Annotated in this window: 14 protein-coding genes and 1 tRNA gene; 8 read left to right on the forward strand and 7 right to left on the reverse strand. The window is 72.0% G+C overall.

Annotated features, from left to right (window positions below):
* Positions 1-205 precede the first annotated feature (205 nt).
* Complete coding sequence (locus BJP40_RS25290) at positions 206-1,327, forward strand: M23 family metallopeptidase (RefSeq protein WP_226962557.1); 1,122 nt, start codon at positions 206-208, stop codon at positions 1,325-1,327.
* 196 nt (positions 1,328-1,523) lie between these two features.
* Here BJP40_RS25290 and BJP40_RS25295 read toward each other — a convergent pair whose 3' ends face one another.
* A complete protein-coding gene (locus BJP40_RS25295) occupies positions 1,524-2,414 on the reverse strand; it encodes a Cof-type HAD-IIB family hydrolase (protein WP_071282615.1) in 891 nt (296 codons plus the stop codon).
* 183 nt (positions 2,415-2,597) lie between these two features.
* On the opposite strand from BJP40_RS25295, the gene BJP40_RS25300 reads away from it, so the two are divergent.
* Positions 2,598-3,500: an LLM class flavin-dependent oxidoreductase gene (locus BJP40_RS25300; protein ID WP_071282617.1), complete on the forward strand. Its 903-nt coding sequence runs from the start codon at positions 2,598-2,600 to the stop codon at positions 3,498-3,500.
* A gap of 55 nt (positions 3,501-3,555) precedes the next feature.
* On the opposite strand, the gene BJP40_RS25305 is transcribed toward BJP40_RS25300, so the two are convergent.
* The 4 genes from BJP40_RS25305 to BJP40_RS25320 all read right to left on the reverse strand — a co-directional run bounded on the left by BJP40_RS25305 (position 3,556) and on the right by BJP40_RS25320 (position 8,397).
* Positions 3,556-4,104: an RNA 2'-phosphotransferase gene (locus BJP40_RS25305; RefSeq protein WP_071282619.1), complete on the reverse strand. Its 549-nt coding sequence runs from the start codon at positions 4,102-4,104 to the stop codon at positions 3,556-3,558.
* A gap of 158 nt (positions 4,105-4,262) precedes the next feature.
* On the reverse strand, positions 4,263-5,216 hold the full coding sequence (locus BJP40_RS25310; RefSeq protein ID WP_071282872.1) for a MerR family transcriptional regulator: 954 nt from the start codon (positions 5,214-5,216) through the stop codon (positions 4,263-4,265).
* Between the two features lie 551 nt (positions 5,217-5,767).
* The gene (locus BJP40_RS25315; RefSeq protein ID WP_071282621.1) at positions 5,768-7,546 is read right to left on the reverse strand and encodes an SDR family oxidoreductase; all 1,779 of its coding nucleotides are present in this window, start codon (positions 7,544-7,546) and stop codon (positions 5,768-5,770) included.
* Complete coding sequence (locus tag BJP40_RS25320) at positions 7,543-8,397, reverse strand: M24 family metallopeptidase (RefSeq protein WP_071282623.1); 855 nt, start codon at positions 8,395-8,397, stop codon at positions 7,543-7,545. Before BJP40_RS25320 ends, BJP40_RS25315 begins: the two co-directional genes overlap by 4 nt.
* A 242-nt stretch (positions 8,398-8,639) precedes the next feature.
* Here BJP40_RS25320 and BJP40_RS25325 point away from each other — a divergent pair, with 242 nt between their 5' ends.
* The 6 genes from BJP40_RS25325 to BJP40_RS25350 all read left to right on the forward strand — a co-directional run bounded on the left by BJP40_RS25325 (position 8,640) and on the right by BJP40_RS25350 (position 14,064).
* Entirely contained in the window at positions 8,640-9,608 is a 969-nt protein-coding gene (locus BJP40_RS25325; protein ID WP_071282625.1) for an ABC transporter ATP-binding protein, read from the forward strand.
* On the forward strand, positions 9,608-10,516 hold the full coding sequence (locus BJP40_RS25330; protein ID WP_071282627.1) for an ABC transporter permease: 909 nt from the start codon (positions 9,608-9,610) through the stop codon (positions 10,514-10,516). The genes BJP40_RS25325 and BJP40_RS25330 overlap by 1 nt, the downstream gene beginning before the upstream one ends.
* Complete coding sequence (locus BJP40_RS25335) at positions 10,513-11,424, forward strand: ABC transporter ATP-binding protein (RefSeq protein WP_071269317.1); 912 nt, start codon at positions 10,513-10,515, stop codon at positions 11,422-11,424. The genes BJP40_RS25330 and BJP40_RS25335 overlap by 4 nt, the downstream gene beginning before the upstream one ends.
* Before the next feature lie 16 nt (positions 11,425-11,440).
* Positions 11,441-12,163, forward strand: a complete 723-nt coding sequence (locus BJP40_RS25340; protein WP_071282629.1) for an ABC transporter permease — start codon at positions 11,441-11,443, stop codon at positions 12,161-12,163.
* A gap of 166 nt (positions 12,164-12,329) precedes the next feature.
* Complete coding sequence (gene lpdA / locus BJP40_RS25345) at positions 12,330-13,733, forward strand: dihydrolipoyl dehydrogenase (RefSeq protein WP_071282631.1); 1,404 nt, start codon at positions 12,330-12,332, stop codon at positions 13,731-13,733.
* 246 nt (positions 13,734-13,979) lie between these two features.
* Positions 13,980-14,064 (forward strand) — tRNA-Ser (locus BJP40_RS25350).
* A gap of 167 nt (positions 14,065-14,231) precedes the next feature.
* On the opposite strand, the gene BJP40_RS25355 is transcribed toward BJP40_RS25350, so the two are convergent.
* On the reverse strand, positions 14,232-15,038 hold the full coding sequence (locus BJP40_RS25355; RefSeq protein ID WP_071269352.1) for an HAD family hydrolase: 807 nt from the start codon (positions 15,036-15,038) through the stop codon (positions 14,232-14,234).
* An 11-nt stretch (positions 15,039-15,049) separates the two neighbouring features.
* Entirely contained in the window at positions 15,050-16,327 is a 1,278-nt protein-coding gene (serS, locus tag BJP40_RS25360; protein WP_071269320.1) for a serine--tRNA ligase, read from the reverse strand.
* Positions 16,328-17,118: the final 791 nt, after the last annotated feature.

The following is a 17,118-nucleotide window of genomic DNA, read 5'->3' on the forward strand; positions in this document are numbered from 1 at the left end:
GGATACGGCGCCGGAGCCGGTGCACGCCCTCACCTGGCGGACGGCCGCGGCCGGCGCGGTGAACGGGCCGGTCGGCGGGCGAGGGCCGGATGAGCGTGCGGGGCTGGGCCGGATGGCGGTACGGCTGTAGGCCGCACGGCGGTACGGCGGTGGCGCGTGGCCGCCATGCGCCGCGCGGGAGCGGCCGAGGGGCCACCATCCCACGGTGTGCCTCTCCCACGATCGGCGCTCGCTGCTCGTGCCGACGCCGTCCGCCCCGCCCACCGTCCTCCTCGTGGCCCTGCTCGCCCTCGTGGCGCTGCTCGGCCACCCGCCTGCCGCTGCCGGGGCGGCGGCTCGGGCGGGCGGCTCCGACGGACCCGCCATGAGCAGCCGGGTGGCGGGGCTGTACGCGGAAGCGGCCCGGGTCACCGAGGAGTACGAGGAGGGTCGCCGTGCCGCCGACGACCAGCGGGCCCGGGTGGCACGCCTGCGGGAGGAACGGGACGCCCGGCGGCGTGAGGTGCGGCGGCTTCGGGCCCGGGCGGGCGAAGTGGCGAGGGCGCAGTACCGGGCCGGTGGCTCCCTTGCGGTGACGGCGCGTCTGCTGACGGCCCGGGACCCGGAGTCCGCGCTGCGCGCCCAGGGCTCCGCACGGCAGGCCGGTCAGGCGGTGGGCCGGCTGATGGAGGCCGCGGGGCGGGCCGAGCGGCGGCTCACGGTGGCGGAGCGGCAGGCGCAGGCTGCCTGGCGGGACCTGGAGGCGAAGCAGACACGGCTCGCCGGGGTCCGGCGGGATCTGGAAACCCGTCTGGAGCAGGCGCAGTGGCAGCTCCAGGCGGAGGCCGACCGCACGGTGGCGGCGGGTCGCTGCCCGCCGGCGGCGCGCCTGGAACAGCCCGGCCCTCCCCCGGCCGACCGGCCCTGGGTGGCACCGGTGGCGGAGCGCGACGGGTACCGGCTGTCCGCGGGTTTCGACCGGGCGGGTGCGCGCTGGGCGCACCGGCACACCGGGCAGGACTTCGCCGTCGCCATCGGGACGCCGGTGCGGTCCGTCGGGGCCGGGCGGGTCGAGTCCGTGTCCTGCGGGGGTGCGTTCGGCATCGAGGTGATCGTGCGGCACGCGGGCGGCTGGTACTCCCAGTACGCCCACCTGGCCGCCGCCGCCGTCGAACCGGACCGGTCGGTGGCGGCCGGCCAGTGGATCGGCCAGGCGGGGACGACGGGGAACTCGACGGGCCCGCATCTGCACTTCGAGGTACGGCTCACTCCGCAGCTCGGCTCGGGCGTCGACCCGGTGCGCTGGCTGCGCGACCACGGCGTGGAGGTGGGCGGCGGCGACCGCTGAGCGGTGGGGCGCTTGAGGCCCGCTGGGCGGAGGCAGCCGCGGGTGCGGGCGGCGGGGAGCAACGCCCGGGGCCGCGGGTGGGCGGCCTGTCCGCGGGGTGCGGGCCGACCCGCAGCCCGCGGAGTACCTCTCGCAGGCGACGGGCCGCAGGGGCGGTGGGGCGCGGGGCCGGGGTGGACGGCGGGCGCGCTGTGCCTCAGTCGGCGGCGAGGATGGCCTCGATCACCGCGGCGACGCCGTCCTCGCTGTTGGGGGCGGTGCGGCCGGAGGCGGCGGCGAAGACGTCGGGGTGGGCGTTGCCCATGGCGTACGAGGTGCCGGCCCAGGTGAGCATCTCGATGTCGTTGGGCATGTCCCCGAACGCGACGACCTCGTCCGCGGAGATGCCGCGCTCCGCGCAGCACAGTGCCAAGGTGCTGGCTTTGGAGACGCTCGTGTCGCTGGCCTCCAGCAGGGCGGTCGGGCTGGATCGGGTGATGGCGGCGTGTCCGCCGGCAGCGGTCCTTGCCACGGAGAGGAAGCCGTCCGGGTCGAGCTCGGGATGGAAGGCCAGCAGCTTGAGCAGGGGAAGCGGGTCGATGGCGCCGCCCTGGTCTGCTTCCGCCTCCTCCAGCAGCTTCTCGGCGGGGCCGATGACGCCCGCCGGGTCGAAGTGGAGCGGGGGGTAGTCCGGCTCGTGCTGGAAGCCGGTGCCGAACTCCATGGCGAAGGCCGTGCCCGGAGCGGCTTCCCGCAGCGAGTGCACGACGTGCAGCGCCTTCTGCCGCGCGAGGGCGCGGGCCTCGATGATCCGGCACCCGGCGTGCAGGTCGACGACGGCGGCCCCGTTGGAGCAGATCGCCAGGCCGTGGCCGTGGACGTGCTCGCTGACCACCTGCATCCAGCGGGCGGGGCGGCCCGTGACGAAGAAGACCTCGATGCCTTCCTGCTCGGCGGCGGCGAGCGCCGCGACCGTGCGGTCCGACACCGTCTTGTCGTCGCGCAGAAGCGTTCCGTCGAGATCGGTGGCGATCAGTCGCGGACGTCGGCGGGGCAGAGGACGGGGGCATGCGGCGGCGGTCGTCGTCGGTGAGGTCACGTCGCTCATTCTCCCGCACGACCACCCCTCGAAGTGCACGGACGTGCGAAAGGGTGCGCATTTGAGCCGTGCGATCTTGCGAAGGCACACGAGGGAGGAAACGGCGGAAACGCCAGGAAAGACGTGGTGCCCGGCATGGCCGCGTGCCACAAGCGACCCCCGCGCCGCATGGGGCCCCGTAGGCTTTCGCGTATGAGTATGCGCCTGAGTACCGTGATCCTGCCCGTGCGCCGCTGGCACGAAGGGGGCCGCGATCAGTGGACGCGCGCCGAGGAACTCGGCTTCCATGCCGCATACACCTACGACCACCTGTCCTGGCGCAGCTTCCGCGACGGCCCCTGGTTCGGCGCGATCCCGACGCTGACCGCCGCGGCCGCCGCGACCCGCAGCATGCGCCTCGGCACGCTTGTGACCTCGCCGAACTTCCGGCACCCCGTGACCCTGGCCAAGGAACTGATCTCGCTCGACGACATCTCCGGCGGCCGGGTCACGCTCGGGATCGGTGCGGGCGGCAACGGCTTCGATGCCACCGCGCTGGGCCAGGAAGCCTGGTCTCCGCGTGAGCGTGCCGATCGGTTCGCGGAGTTCGTGCCGCTTCTGGACCGGCTTCTGACGGAAGACGCCGTCACCCAGGAGGGGGCCCACTACTCGGCCCTGGAGGCCAGGAACGTGCCCGGCTGCGTCCAGCGGCCGCGGCTCCCGTTCGCCGTCGCCGCCACGGGGCCCCGCGGTATGCGGCTCGCCGCACGGCACGGCCAGGGCTGGGTGACCACCGGCGACCCGAAGCTGTACGAGGACGGGACCCCGGAGCAGTCCCGGGAGGCACTGCGGCGGCAGGTCGAGCGGCTCGGCAAGGCATGCGCCGAGGAGGGGCGGGACGTGGCGGAGCTGGAGAAGGTCCTGCTCACCGGGTTCACCCCGGACCGCGGTGCACCGATGAGCTCCCTGGACGCGTTCGTGGACTTCGCGGGGAGGCACAGGGAGCTCGGCTTCACCGAGATCGTCCTCCACGCGCCCATCCCGGACTCGGACTTCGCCGCGGACCAGGAGGTCTTCGAGCGGATCGCCACGGAGGGCCCGAAGCAGCTGGGCTGATCTGCTGCCGGACCGGGGCGGTCACTCCGGTGGGGCGCGCCGCGGCACGGGCGGTCTACTCCCGGAAGCGGAGGTATCCCGGCGGTACGGCGTCGGTGAGCCAGACACCGTTGGCGCTGACGCGGAAGACGTGGCCGTCCTCGTGCATGGTTCCCGCCGCCACCGACAGGACGACGGGCCGGCCGCGACGCGCTCCGACGCGGCTCGCCGTCTCCCGGTCCGGCGACAGGTGGACGTGGTGGCGGGCCATCGGGCGCAGCCCCTCGGCGCGGATCGCCGCCAGGTTCCCGGCCACGGTGCCGTGGTAGAGGTAGCCCGGCGGGGCGGCCGGGGGCAGATCCAGGTCGACGGCCACGGTGTGGCCCTGTGCGGCCCGGATCCGGTCGCGGTCCGCGTCGAGGGTGAAGCGGCGTTTGTCGTTCACGGCGACGACGTGCTCCAGCTCTGCGCGGCTGATCCGCATGCCGTGCTGCTCCATCGCCCGCAGCAGGTCCGTGACCGCCGCCCAGCCCTGCCGGTCCAGGGTCAGACCGATCCTCTCCGGCTGGTGGCGCAGGTGCTTGGCGAGGTACTTCGACACCTTCACGGCGCGGTGTTCGTCCATGGCGGCAGGGTGGCAGCCGCTGCCCAGGGACGCCACCGGCTTGTGGTGTCGGGAATCACAAGCCGGAGCGTGAGATTCTTCGCCGCTGAGGTTTGGTCCACAGCCAACTCCCTTTATCCACAGGGGTGGGGGCGAGTTCTGTGGACAACGGGCCTTGTTCACTGCTCCTTTCCCGGCGACTCCGCCAGTGCGTCGTACACGGTGGGGTTGCCCCTGCCGTCCCGCCCGTCCCTCCACGCCTCCGTGAGTGCGTCCAACGTCCTTGCGTGCACCTCGCGTTCGGCCGCCGCGGCGATGAAGGGCGCCACCTGCTCGGCGCCCACCAGGTCCTGTACGGCCCGGACCGTCTCGGCCGGGAGTGCCACAGCCCACGGTTCGCGCTCCGGCCCGCCCGCGACCTCCGGAGACAGGTGCCGCCGCAGGTGGCGGGGGGCGAACGTGCGCATGGCCCGGGCCAGTTCCGCGTCCACCGTCTGCTGAGCGAGCGGCCGCAGCCGCCGCACCAGCTCCGCCGCCTCCGTCGCTTCGGCGTCGCTGGGCGGCCGGTGGCCGAGGTAGCGGGCGAAGACGTGCTCGGTGGTGAACTCCAGGAACCGGGTGGCGATGTGCTCCACCTGGGCGCGCAGCTCCCGGAGGTGCCCGGCGATCGCCAGCAGGGGAACGCCCGCCGCGTACAGCTCGACCGCGACCGACAGCTCCTGCGGGCTGGGCACCAGGAACTCGTCGTCCCGGCCGGGCACCGGCTCCAGCACGCCGAGGGCGACGGCCTCGCGGACCGCGCGCTCGTCCGGCACGCCGCCGAACCTCTCGTCCAGTTCCGCGCGCGTGATCCGGTCCACCTGCTCGTCCGTCCACGGCCCGTCCACCTCGGCCACCAGGCCCAGCACCCCGCCGAGGCCGCGGCCCGCGTCCCACGCCTCCAGCAGCTCCTTGATCGAGGCCAGGGTGTAGCCGCGGTCGAGCAGGTCGGCGATCTGCCGCAACCGCGCCAGGTGGGCGTCCCCGTACACGTTCGCCCGGCCACGCCGCTCCGGACGGGGCAGCAGCCCGCGGTCCTGGTAGGCCCGGATGGTCCGTACCGTGGCGCCGCTGAGATGCGCCAGGTCCTCGATGCGGTACTCGGCCGTGGCCGGCTGATCAGCCGTGGCCGACCGTTCGTCCCGGGCGGATCCCCGAGCCCCTGCCGCGGATCGGCCAGGGGCGGCCGGGCCGGTGGTGGCCCGCCCTTCCGCGGTCCGCGGCGGGGCTCCGGCACCCGGCTGACTCCCTCCGGCCGACGGCGCCACGGAGGCGGAGGAACCGCGGGCGGCCGAAGACCAGTCGGAGGCGGAACCGGAGGGCGCGTGGGAGGCCCGACCGGTGGTCGAGGGCCGTTCGCCTGAGGGCTGGCCTGCGGCCGGGGGCTGTCCGCTGCGAAGTCGGTCTGCGGCCGGGGGCTGTTCGACGGCGCCCAGCCGCTCGGCCTCTGTTCCTTCCGTTCCTTCCGCCCCCGGCGCCGGCTGCGCGGCCGCGGTCGACCGCCCGGCCGGCGGCTGCCCGCCTGCCGGGTCTCCGTCTGCTGGCTGTGCGGACACGCCCACTCCCTACTGCACCGGTCCCCCCTGCCAGGGATGGTACGTACGGTCCCTCCGTCGCCGCCGGGCGCGTCCGCGGCCGGAGCGGTTCACAGCGGGGGATCCAGCCGGGCCAGGGCCCGCAGCGCAGCCGGTGCGAACCGGGATATCAGATGCGCGCCCCGAGCCTCCGGCGTCACCGGAACCACCGCCCGGTTCTCCGCCACGGCCCGCAGCACCGCGTCTGCGACCTTCTCCGGGGGGTAGTTCCGCAGGCCGTACAAGCGGCTGGTCCGCTCCCTGCGGCTGCGCTGCTCCTCCTCCGACACCCCGGCGAACCTCGCGGTGGCCGTGATGTTCGTGTTGACGATGCCCGGGCAGACCGCCGTGACGCCGATGCCCTGCCCTGCCAGCTCCGCGCGCAGGCACTCGCTGAGCATCAGCACCGCGGCCTTCGACGTGCCGTACGCCGACAGCACCTTCGACGGCTGGTACGCGGCCGCCGACGCCGTGTTCACGATGTGCCCGCCCTGGCCGCGCTCCGCCATCTGCCGTCCGAAGACCCGGCAGCCGTGGATGACGCCCCACAGGTTCACGTCCAGAACCCGCTTCCAGTCCTCGGTGGTGGTGTCGAAGAACGAACCGGAGAGACCGATACCGGCGTTGTTCACCAGCACGTCCACGACGCCGTACTCCGCGGCGACCCGGGCACCGAGCTTCTCCACCGCCTGCTCGTCGCTCACGTCCGCCACCTCCGGCCAGGCGGCCGGTGCCCCGACGAGCCTCGCCAGCTCGGCGGTGCGGGCCGCGCTCTCCGCGTCGCGGTCCACGGCGACCACTCGGGCGCCCGCCTCGGCGAACGCGAACGCGGTGGCCCGGCCGATGCCGCTGCCCGCCCCCGTCACCAGCACCAGCCGGCCGCCGAACCGGTCCGCGTACCGCCGACCGGAGGCGACGGGCTCCGGCAGGCCGGACGGGCCCTGTTCCCGTGGGTCGTGCTCCGCGACGAACTCCGTGATGCACGCCGCCAACTGGTCCGGGTGCGTGCGGGGCGCCCAGTGCTTGGCCGCCAGGGTGCGCCGCACGAGGCGGGGCGCCCACCTCGCCAGGTCGTCGAAGAGCCGCTCCGAGAGGAAGGCGTCCCCGGTCGGCGTGATCAGCTGCACCGGGGCGTGCGCGTAGGCGTCGTCACGGGGCCTCAGCAGCCGCGAGCGGACGTTGTCCCGGTACAGCCAGGCGCCGTGCGCGGCGTCCGACGGCAGGGTGGCCGTCGGGTAACCGTCGTCGGCCACCCCTTCGACGCGGCGCAGCAGGCCCGGCCACCGCCTGCCGAGCGGTCCCCGCCACGCCGCCTCCGGCAGTACGGGCGTGTGCAGGAGGTACACGTACCAGGACTTGGCGCCCTGCCCCAGCAGGTGGCCGACCCGCCGGGGGGTCGGCCGCGCCATGCGCTGTTTGATCCAGTGCCCGAAGTGGTCCAGTGAGGGACCCGACAGGGACGTGAAGGACGCGATGCGGCCCTCGGTCCGCGTCACCGTGGCGAACTCCCACGACTGCACCGACCCCCAGTCGTGCCCCACCAGGTGCACCGGCCGGTCCGGGCTGACCGCGTCCACGACCGCCAGGAAGTCGTCCGTGAGCTTCTCCAGCGTGAAGCCGCCCCGCAGCGGCGCCGGCGCCGTGGACCGGCCGTGGCCCCGCACGTCGTACAGGACCACGTGGAACCGCTCGGCGAGCCGCAGCGCGACCTCCGACCAGACCTCCTTCGAGTCCGGGTAGCCGTGCACCAGGACGACCGTCGGCCTGTCGGGGTCGCCCATCTCCGCGACGCACAGGTCCACCCCGCCCGTCCTCACCCGGCGCTCCCGCGCCCCCCTCAGCAGGCTCATGACGCTGCTCCCTCCTTGTTCCAGCGCCGCACGTGCGGCAGGTCGTCGTCCAGCCAGAAGGCGCTCTGCTCCGGGTCGCGGGAGTCCGTGACCACCAGGAGCTCCTCGAACTTCGCTCCCGTCCCGCGGAACCCGAGGTGGGGTTCCACCGCCCACAGCCCCGGCCTCGGCGGGTGGTCGGAGAAGCGCTGGGGCGACCACAGGGGCGACCAGCCTTCCCGATGCCCGTGCAGGGCGTCACTGGCCAGGCCCTTCAGCGACTGCGTGCCGAACCCGAACAGAGTCGGTGCCCAGCGCCGCTCGCGCACCCGGCCCACCTTGTGGGCGATCACCCCGAACGGGTAGGCGCGGTGCCGGTTGGCGTATCCCTGCCGCGCCATCAGCCGGTCCACGTCCTCGTAGATCTCCCGCAGCGGGCGCCGCTCCCGCACCTCGCGCAGGATGAGCTCGCGGTGCTGTCGCAGGTCGGCCGTGAGCTTGTCGTGCAGGGGGTGAGGGCCCAGGCAGCCGGAGTAGCCGATGTCCGCGGTGAACCCCCGGTGGATCGGTGCCATGTCGAGGATGAACGGCATGCCCTGCTCCAGTCGCCTGTTCGTCGGGAAGAACTGCAGCGGTACGCGGAAGCCCGCGAACGCGGTGCGGTCGCCGAACCAGGCGAACGGCAGGTGGAACCAGTCGCGCACGCCCCGCTCGCGCAGCCAGTCCCGCTGCATCCGCGCGGCCTCGCGCTCCGTCACCCCCGGTATCAGCTGCGCCGCCACCGCTTCCGCGCAGGCGTACGCGAGCCGCTGCACTTCTCTGAAGCCGCGCAGTCCGGTCGGTGTCGCCGTGTCCGCCACCCCTGCTGTCATGCCGCCCACCCTCCGTAGCCGACCCTTGCGGTACGTGTCCGTAACGTGACATCAATGAATGTGACAATGCCTGACGGCTACGTCAAGGGGCGTGCACGGCCTGTGGAAAACCTCCCGGAGGCGGGCGCCTCCGCCTCCCGTACGGGGTGGCGCGCTCCGCCGTACGCCTGGAGTCGGAGACGGATCCAGCCGCCAGGGCTGACGACCCCTGTGGCACGCGCCACTACGGTCGAGGCGTGACTGTGATCGTGACCGAAAGCCTCAGCAAGCGGTTCCCGAAGGTGACCGCCCTCGACCGGCTGTCGATGGACATCGGGCCCGGTGTGACCGGCCTGGTGGGCGCCAACGGAGCCGGTAAATCCACCATGATCAAAATCCTGCTCGGACTGTCGCCCGCAACCGAGGGCCGCGCCGAGGTCCTCGGTCTCGACGTCTCCAGCCACGGCCCCGCCATCCGCGAGCAGGTCGGCTACATGCCCGAGCACGACTGCCTGCCACCCGACGTCTCGGCCACCGAGTTCGTCGTCCACATGGCGCGCATGTCGGGTCTGCCGCCCACGGCGGCCCGCGAGCGCACCGCCGACACGCTGCGTCACGTCGGCCTGTACGAGGAGCGCTACCGCCCCATGGGCGGCTACTCCACCGGCATGAAGCAGCGCGTGAAGCTCGCCCAGGCCCTCGTCCACGACCCGAAACTCGTGTTCCTGGACGAACCCACCAACGGCCTGGACCCGGTCGGCCGTGACGACATGCTCGGCCTCATCCGCCGCATCTGGACGGAGTTCGGCATCTCCGTCCTGGTCACGTCCCACCTGCTCGGCGAACTGGAGCGCACCTGCGACCACGTCGTCGTCATCGACGGCGGCCGCCTCCTGCGCTCCAGCTCCACCAGCGACTTCACGCGGACCACCACGACCATCGCCGTCGAGGTCACCGACTCCGACACGCACCCCGACGGCACCACAGCCCTCCGCACCGCCCTCACCGCCGCCGGAGTCACCCTCCACGCGCGCGAAGAGGAGGGCCTGCCGGGCGCCGGCCACATCCTCCTGCTGGAGGCGACCGGTGAGGAGACCTACGACATCGTGCGCGACACCGTCGCCGACCTGGGCCTCGGCCTCGTCCGCATGGAGCAGCGCCGCCACCACATCGCCGAGGTGTTCCGCCCCGACGCGGAAGCCGCCGGCACGTCCCCGGAGGTGCGGGCCTGATGAGCGCCGACACCCACGGCGGGCAGCAGCCCGCCTCCCAGACCCGCATCCACAACATCGGGTACCGCAACTACGCAGGGGCCCGCCTCGGCCGCTCCTACGCGCGGCGCTCGCTCTACGCGCAGTCCCTGCGCGGCGCCTACGGACTGGGCCGCAGCGCCAAGTCCAAGGTGCTGCCCATGATCCTCTTCGGAGTCATGTGCGTTCCCGCGCTGATCATCGTGGCCGTCGCCGTGACCACCAAGATGAAGGACCTGCCGGTCGCGTACACCGAGTACGCGCTGATCATGCAGCTCGTCATCGCGCTCTTCGTGGCCTCGCAGGCACCCCAGTCCGTCTCCCGCGACCTGCGCTTCCGTACCGTGCCGCTGTACTTCTCCCGCCCCATCGAGCACACGGACTACGTCCTCGCGAAGCTCGGCGCGATGGCGTCCGCGCTGTTCCTGCTGACCGCAGTCCCCCTGCTCGTGCTCTACGCCGGCGCCCTGCTCGCCAAGATGGACTTCGCGGAGCAGACCGGCGGCTTCGCCCAGGGCATGGTGTCCGTGGCCCTGCTGTCGGTCCTCTTCGGCGGCCTCTCGCTCGTGGTGGCCGCCCTGACGCCTCGCCGCGGATTCGGCGTCGCCGCCATCATCGCGGTGCTGGTCATCTCGTACGGCGCCGTCACCACCGTCCAGGCCATCGCCTGGTCGACGGACAACCTTGACGCCGTCGCCTGGCTCGGCCTGCTCTCGCCGGTGACCCTCATCGACGGTGTCCAGACCGCGTTCCTCGGTGCCACCTCCGCCTTCCCGGGCGAAGAAGGCCCCGGTACCGGCCTCGGCGCGCTGTACCTGCTGGTCGTCCTCGCGCTCATCGCCGCCTCGTACGGCATCCTGCTGCGCCGCTACCGAAAGGTCGGGCTGTGACCACCCTCAACATCGACCATGTCTCACGGTGGTTCGGCAACGTCGTCGCCGTCAACGACATCACCATGACCATCGGCCCCGGCGTCACCGGCCTCCTCGGCCCCAACGGCGCCGGCAAGTCCACCCTCATCAACATGATGGGCGGCTTCCTCGCCCCCTCCACCGGCTCCGTCACCCTGGACGGCCGACCGGTCTGGCGCGACGAGTCCGCGTACCGCCACATCGGAGTGGTCCCCGAGCGGGAGGCGATGTACGACTTCCTCACGGGCCGCGAGTTCGTCGTCGCCAACGCCGAACTGCACGGCCTCGGTGCCGCCGAGGCCCAGCGGGCCCTGGCCACCGTGGAGATGGAGTACGCGCAGGACCGGCGCATCTCCACGTACAGCAAGGGCATGCGGCAGCGCGTCAAGATGGCCTCGGCCCTGGTGCACGAGCCCTCCGTGCTGCTGCTCGACGAGCCGTTCAACGGCATGGACCCCCGCCAGCGCATGCAGCTGATGGAGCTGCTGCGCCGCATGGGTGCCGAGGGACGCACCGTGCTGTTCTCCTCCCACATCCTGGAGGAGGTCGAGCAACTCGCCTCGCACATCGAGGTCGTCGTCGCCGGCCGGCACGCGGCGAGCGGCGACTTCCGCAGGATCCGCCGCCTCATGACCGACCGCCCGCACCGGTACGTGATCCGGTCCAGCGACGACCGCACCCTGGCCGCCGCGCTCATCGCCGACCCCTCCACGGCCGGCATCGACGTCGACGTCCGCGAGGGCGTGCTGCACGTCCAGGCCGTGGACTTCGGCCGCTTCACCGAACTGCTCCCGCGGGTGGCCCGCGCCCACGGGATACGACTGCTGACCGTCTCGCCCTCGGACGAGTCGCTGGAGTCGGTCTTCTCGTACCTCGTCGCGGCCTGAAGGGAGCCCCACGACCATGTACCACCCCACCGTCGCCCGGCTCACCTACCGGGCCCTGCTGGGCCGCCGCCGCGCCGCGGTCCTCTTCGTCCTGCCCGGGCTGCTGCTGTTCCTGGCAGTCGCCATACGCGTCGTCAACGGCCCCGACGACCAGGTCGCCGCGCACGTCCTCGGCGGGTTCGCCCTCGCCACGCTCGTGCCCCTGATCGGCGTCATCGCCGGCACCGGCGCCATCGGCCCGGAGATCGACGACGGCTCCGTGGTCTACCTGCTCGCCAAGCCGGTGAAGCGGCCCACGATCATCATGACCAAGCTGACCGTGGCGATCGCGGTCACCATGGTCTTCTCCGCACTGCCCACCCTCGTCGCCGGGTTCATCCTCAACGGCAACGGCCAGCAGATCGCCGTGGCCTACACGGTGGCCGCCCTGGTCGCCTCCATCGCGTACAGCGCGATCTTCCTGCTGCTGGGCACGGTCACGCGGCACGCCGTCGTCATCGGCCTGGTCTACGCCCTGATCTGGGAAGCGCTCTTCGCCGGCCTCATCTCGGGGGCTCGCACCCTCAGCGTCCGGGAGTGGTCGGCGGCCGTGGCACAGAAGGTCACGGGCGGCGACAGCGTGGTGTCCTCCGAGGTCGGGCTGCCGCTCGCGGTGGTGCTGCTGGTCGCGGTGACCGTGGCCGCCACGTGGTTCGCGGGCCACAAGCTGCGTACGCTGACGCTGGCCGGGGAGGAGTAGCCCTCGGACCGTGGAGACGTGACGGGTGGCGGAGTTGTCCACAAGGCCCCGCCCGTCCACAGAGGAGACGGGCGTCGCAGCGGTCTGCATGCCCCCGGGATTACTGTGGGCACGGGCGCGACCTCACGGCCCGCACGACCCGCACTCACATCTTGGGGAGCCAGCCATGACAGACCGCTTCGACGTCGTCGTACTCGGAGCCGGCCCCGGCGGATACGTCGCCGCGATCCGTGCCGCCCAGCTCGGAAAGCGCGTCGCGGTCGTCGAGGAGAAGTACTGGGGCGGCGTCTGCCTGAACGTCGGCTGCATCCCGACCAAGGCTCTGCTGCGCAACGCCGAACTCGCGCACATCTTCACCCACGAAGCGAAGACCTTCGGCATCAAGGTCGACGGCCAGGTCTCCTTCGACTACGGGGAGGCGTTCCGGCGCAGCCGCCGGGTCGCCGACGGCCGGGTCAAGGGCGTCCACTACCTGATGAAGAAGAACGGGATCACCGAGTTCGACGGCCGGGGCACGTTCGTCGACGCGAACACCCTGCAGGTCGCCCTCTCCGACGGCACGACCAGCACCATCGCGTTCGACCACTGCGTCATCGCGACGGGTGCCACCCCGCGGCTGCTGCCGGGCACGAGCCGCAGCGACCGCGTCGTCACGTACGAGGAGCTGATCCTCACCGAGGACGTTCCGCAGTCCGTCGTCATCGCGGGTGCCGGCGCGATCGGCATCGAGTTCGCGTACGTGCTGCACAACTACGGCGTGAAGGTCACCATCGTCGAGTTCCTCGACAGGATCGCGCCCCTGGAGGACAAGGACGTCTCGGCCGAGCTGGCCAAGCAGTACCGCAAGCTCGGCATCGACGTGATGACGTCGACGCGGGTCGACTCCATCGACGAGTCGGGACCGCAGCTGCGCGTCACCGTCACCACCAAGGACGGATCGCAGCAGGTGCTGGAGGCCGACAAGGTCCTCCAGGCCATCGGCTTCGCCCCGAACACCACGGGGTACGGCCTGGAGAACACCGGCGTCAGGCTCACCGACCGCGGCGCGGTGGATGTCGACGCCCGCTGCCGCACGTCTGTGCCGCACATCTACGCCATCGGCGATGTCACGGCGAAGCTGATGCTGGCGCACACCGCCGAGGCCATGGGCGTCGTCGCCGCCGAGACCCTCGCGGGCGCCGAGACGATGGAGCTCGACTACCCGATGATCCCGCGGGCCACCTACTGCCAGCCGCAGATCGCGTCCTTCGGCTGGACCGAGGAGCAGGCACGGGAGAAGGGCTTCGACGTCAAGGTCGCCAAGTTCCCGTTCAGCGCGAACGGCAAGTCGCACGGCCTCGGCGATTCGACGGGCTTCGTGAAGCTCATCAGCGACGCCCAGTACGGCGAGATCATCGGTGCCCACCTGATCGGGCCGGACGTGACGGAACTGCTTCCCGAGCTCACACTCGCCCAGCAGTGGGACCTGACGGTCCACGAGGTCGCACGCAACGTCCATGCGCACCCGACGCTCGGCGAGGCGGTCAAGGAGGCCGTGCACGGCCTGGCCGGCCACATGATCAACATGTGAGTCGTATTTCGGTGGCGTACCGCCGGCTCTCCCCGGCACAGTGGTGTCCGTACCGACGCACGGACACCACGAGCCGGGGAGGAGCGAGACGTTGACCCGGGAGAGCACGAGTCCGTCGAGTTCCCCTCAGGGCAGCGCGCGGCAGGCACCGGAGTAGTCACCCGACTCCCGGACCGTCTGAAGCAGCTGCCCGGGGCGGCCGCTTCGAGCGCGCGTACCGACCCGTACGCGCGGGCCGCCCCTCCCGGAGGATTGGCCGAGTGGTAAGGCACCGGCTTGCTAAGCCGTGGTCGGGGTCCGCCCCGCGCGCGTTCGATCCGCGCATCCTCCGCTGAAGGCCCAAGAAGCCCAAGAAGCCCAAGAGGCCCAAAGATCCTGAGGGCCTCGGGGCGGAAGCCGGTCGCCGTATGCGGCATCCGAAGTGCCGGGCGCCCGAGAAGGCCCAGGCAGGGTGGGACCTGCCCGGCACCGTGGTTCCTCCGGGTGCCCGACACGGGCTCAGCGGGCCAGCAGTTCCTCCAGCACCAGGGCGATGCCGTCGGCCTCGTTCGACGCGGTGATCTCGTCGGCGACGGCCTTCAACTCGTCGTGCGCATTGGCCATCGCCACACTGTGTGCCGCCCAGGCGAACATCGGGATGTCGTTGGGCATGTCGCCGAACGCGATGGTGTCCGCCGCCCGGACACCCAGGCGGCGGGCCGCCAGGGAGAGGCCCGTCGCCTTGCTGAGCCCCAGGGGCAGGATCTCCACGACGCCCGGACCTGCCATGACCACGTCCACCAGGCCGCCGACGACCTGCCGGGCGACCGCCGCCAGGGCGTCGTCGTCCAGCTCGGGGTGCTGGAGGTACAGCTTGTTCAGCGGTGCCGCCCACAGGTCGGCCGGGTTCTCGTACGGGACGTACGGGAGCGGGCCTTCCTGTACCAGGTAACCGGGACCGACCAGCACCTCGCCGTCCAGGCCGTCGCGGCTGGCGGCCACCGCCAGCGGGCCCGTCTCGGCCTCCAGCTTCGCCAGGGCGAGCCCGGCCAGCTGCCGGTCCAGGGTCACTGAGGTCAGCAGGCGGTGCTCACCGGAGTGGTACACCTGCGCGCCCTGCCCGCACACCGCGAGCCCCTCGTACCCGAGGTCGTCCAGTATGTGGCGTGTCCAGGCCACGGATCGGCCGGTGACCACGATGTGCACGGCGCCCGCCTCCATCGCGGCGGCGAGCGCGTCACGCGTGCGCTGCGAGACCGTCTCGTCGGGCCGCAGCAGCGTCCCGTCGAGGTCGGTCGCGACGAGCCGGTACGGGAAGGGCCTCACGGATGCGGCGCTCACCGGGCGACGGGCTCCAGCAGCTCACGGCCGCCCAGGTAGGGGCGGAGGACCTCCGGGACACGCACGGAGCCGTCGGCGAGCTGGTGGTTCTCCAGGATTGCCACGATGGTGCGCGGGACGGCGCACAGCGTGCCGTTCAGCGTCGCCAGCGGCTGCACCTTCTTCCCCTCGCGCATGCGCACGGAGAGGCGGCGCGCCTGGAAGCTGTCGCAGTTGGACGCCGAGGTGAGCTCCCGGTACTTGCCCTGCGTCGGGATCCACGCCTCGCAGTCGTACTTGCGGGAGGCGGAGGCGCCGAGGTCGCCGGTGGCGACGTCGATCACCTGGAAGGGCAGTTCAAGGGAGCTCAGCCACTGCTTCTCCCACTCCAGCAGTCGCTTGTGCTCGGCTTCGGCGTCCTCCGGCGCGACGTAGGAGAACATCTCGACCTTGTCGAACTGGTGGACGCGGAAGATGCCCCGTGTGTCCTTGCCGTACGTACCGGCCTCACGGCGGTAGCAGGGGGAGAAGCCGGCGTACCGCAGGGGCAGCTCGTCGGCGTCGAGGATCTCGTCCATGTGGTACGCGGCGAGCGGTACTTCGGACGTGCCCACCAGGTAGAGGTCGTCCTTCTCCAGCTGGTAGACGTTCTCGGCGGCCTGGCCCAGGAAGCCGGTGCCTTCCATGGCGCGCGGCCGGACCAGGGACGGGGTGAGCATCGGAGTGAAGCCGGCGTCCACGGCCTGGGCGATGGCGGCGTTGACGAGCGCGAGCTCCAGCAGGGCGCCGACGCCCGTGAGGTAGTAGAACCGCGAGCCGGAGACCTTGGCGCCGCGCTCGACGTCGATGGCGCCCAGCGCCTCGCCGAGCTCCAGGTGGTCCTTGGGGGCGAAGCCCTCGGCCGCGAAGTCGCGGATCGTGCCGTGCGTCTCCAGGACGACGAAGTCCTCCTCGCCGCCGACCGGGACGTCGGGGTGGACGAGATTGCCGAGCTGCATCAGCAGGCGCCGGGTCTCCTCGTCGGCCTCGTTCTGCTCGGCGTCGGCGGCCTTCACGGCGGCGGCCAGGTCGCCTGCCTTCTTCAGCAGCTCGGTCTTCTCGTCGCCGGCGGCCTTGGGGATCAGCTTGCCGAGCGCCTTCTGCTCGGAGCGCAGCTCGTCGAAGCGGACGCCGGACGACCTGCGCCGTTCGTCGGCGGAGAGCAGCGCGTCGACGAGGTCGACGTCCTCTCCACGGGCGCGCTGGGAGGCGCGAACACGGTCGGGGTCCTCACGGAGCAGGCGAAGGTCAATCACCCCACCAGGCTACCGGTGTGGACTCCCGCCACGGCACCGCATGTGACCGAGCGTGTCATTTCACCCTTAATGCCGGAATTGCCGTGCTCGGTAGGGGGGAAGGCGCACGGCCCACTGGCGGGGAAGTGAATGCCTTGTCCACAGTTCGCCAGGCTGAGCGCCCCGTTATCCACAGGCTGTGTGGATAACGGGGCTTCGGGGGTCGATCGGGTAGAAACAGGGAATCGAGCCCTGGCTTTGCTTGATCAAACCCCGAGTATCCACTCATTTGAGTGGCAATTCCTCGCCCCAAGGGACTGATCCAAGGAAGCGGAGTGACGGGAGTGGGCATAGCGCGACACGGAGGCGTGTGGGGTCACTACACCGATTTATCGACCTTGTCCGGGTCGGCTGGACCCCATGCCTGTGCGGGATATCGACTTGTCCCCAGGTGGAGAAGGGGTCCTGTGGATAACTTTCCCCACCTGGAGGCCCACGGCACCGGCGCGGAACTCGGCGACCCCGTCGAGCTCCGGGCACTGCCCCGTTCCCTACCGGGCAGGGTCTTTCCCCGGCCGCCGGTCTGCGGGCTGCTTCCATCCGCTGTGGATCAGGTGCCCACGGGGCGGTCAGGAGCGATGCTCTGTCTCGCCGCCTCGCCGCCTCGCCGCCTCGCCGCCTCGCCGCCTCGCCCGCGGACGGACAGCTCCCCGCTCGCTTCCACCCGAGTCGCGCCCCGCCGCAGCCTTGCGCGAACCTGTGCGCACCTCACACGTGCGGGGAGTCAGATACGCGTCGCACCAGTGCCGCGA

The organism is Streptomyces sp. CC53 (assembly GCF_001865245.1).
Lineage (GTDB): Bacteria > Actinomycetota > Actinomycetes > Streptomycetales > Streptomycetaceae > Streptomyces.

Excerpts from the sequence above, each read along its gene's own strand:
- BJP40_RS25300 (WP_071282617.1), top strand. The coding sequence starts at position 2,598 with ATGAGTATGCGCCTGAGTACCGTGATCCTGCCCGTGCGCCGCTGGCAC.
- BJP40_RS25320 (WP_071282623.1), bottom strand. The coding sequence starts at position 8,397 with ATGACAGCAGGGGTGGCGGACACGGCGACACCGACCGGACTGCGCGGC.
- lpdA (WP_071282631.1), top strand. The coding sequence starts at position 12,330 with ATGACAGACCGCTTCGACGTCGTCGTACTCGGAGCCGGCCCCGGCGGA.
- BJP40_RS25305 (WP_071282619.1), bottom strand. The coding sequence starts at position 4,104 with ATGGACGAACACCGCGCCGTGAAGGTGTCGAAGTACCTCGCCAAGCAC.
- BJP40_RS25315 (WP_071282621.1), bottom strand. The coding sequence starts at position 7,546 with ATGAGCCTGCTGAGGGGGGCGCGGGAGCGCCGGGTGAGGACGGGCGGG.
- BJP40_RS25330 (WP_071282627.1), top strand. The coding sequence starts at position 9,608 with ATGAGCGCCGACACCCACGGCGGGCAGCAGCCCGCCTCCCAGACCCGC.
- BJP40_RS25340 (WP_071282629.1), top strand. The coding sequence starts at position 11,441 with ATGTACCACCCCACCGTCGCCCGGCTCACCTACCGGGCCCTGCTGGGC.
- BJP40_RS25295 (WP_071282615.1), bottom strand. The coding sequence starts at position 2,414 with ATGAGCGACGTGACCTCACCGACGACGACCGCCGCCGCATGCCCCCGT.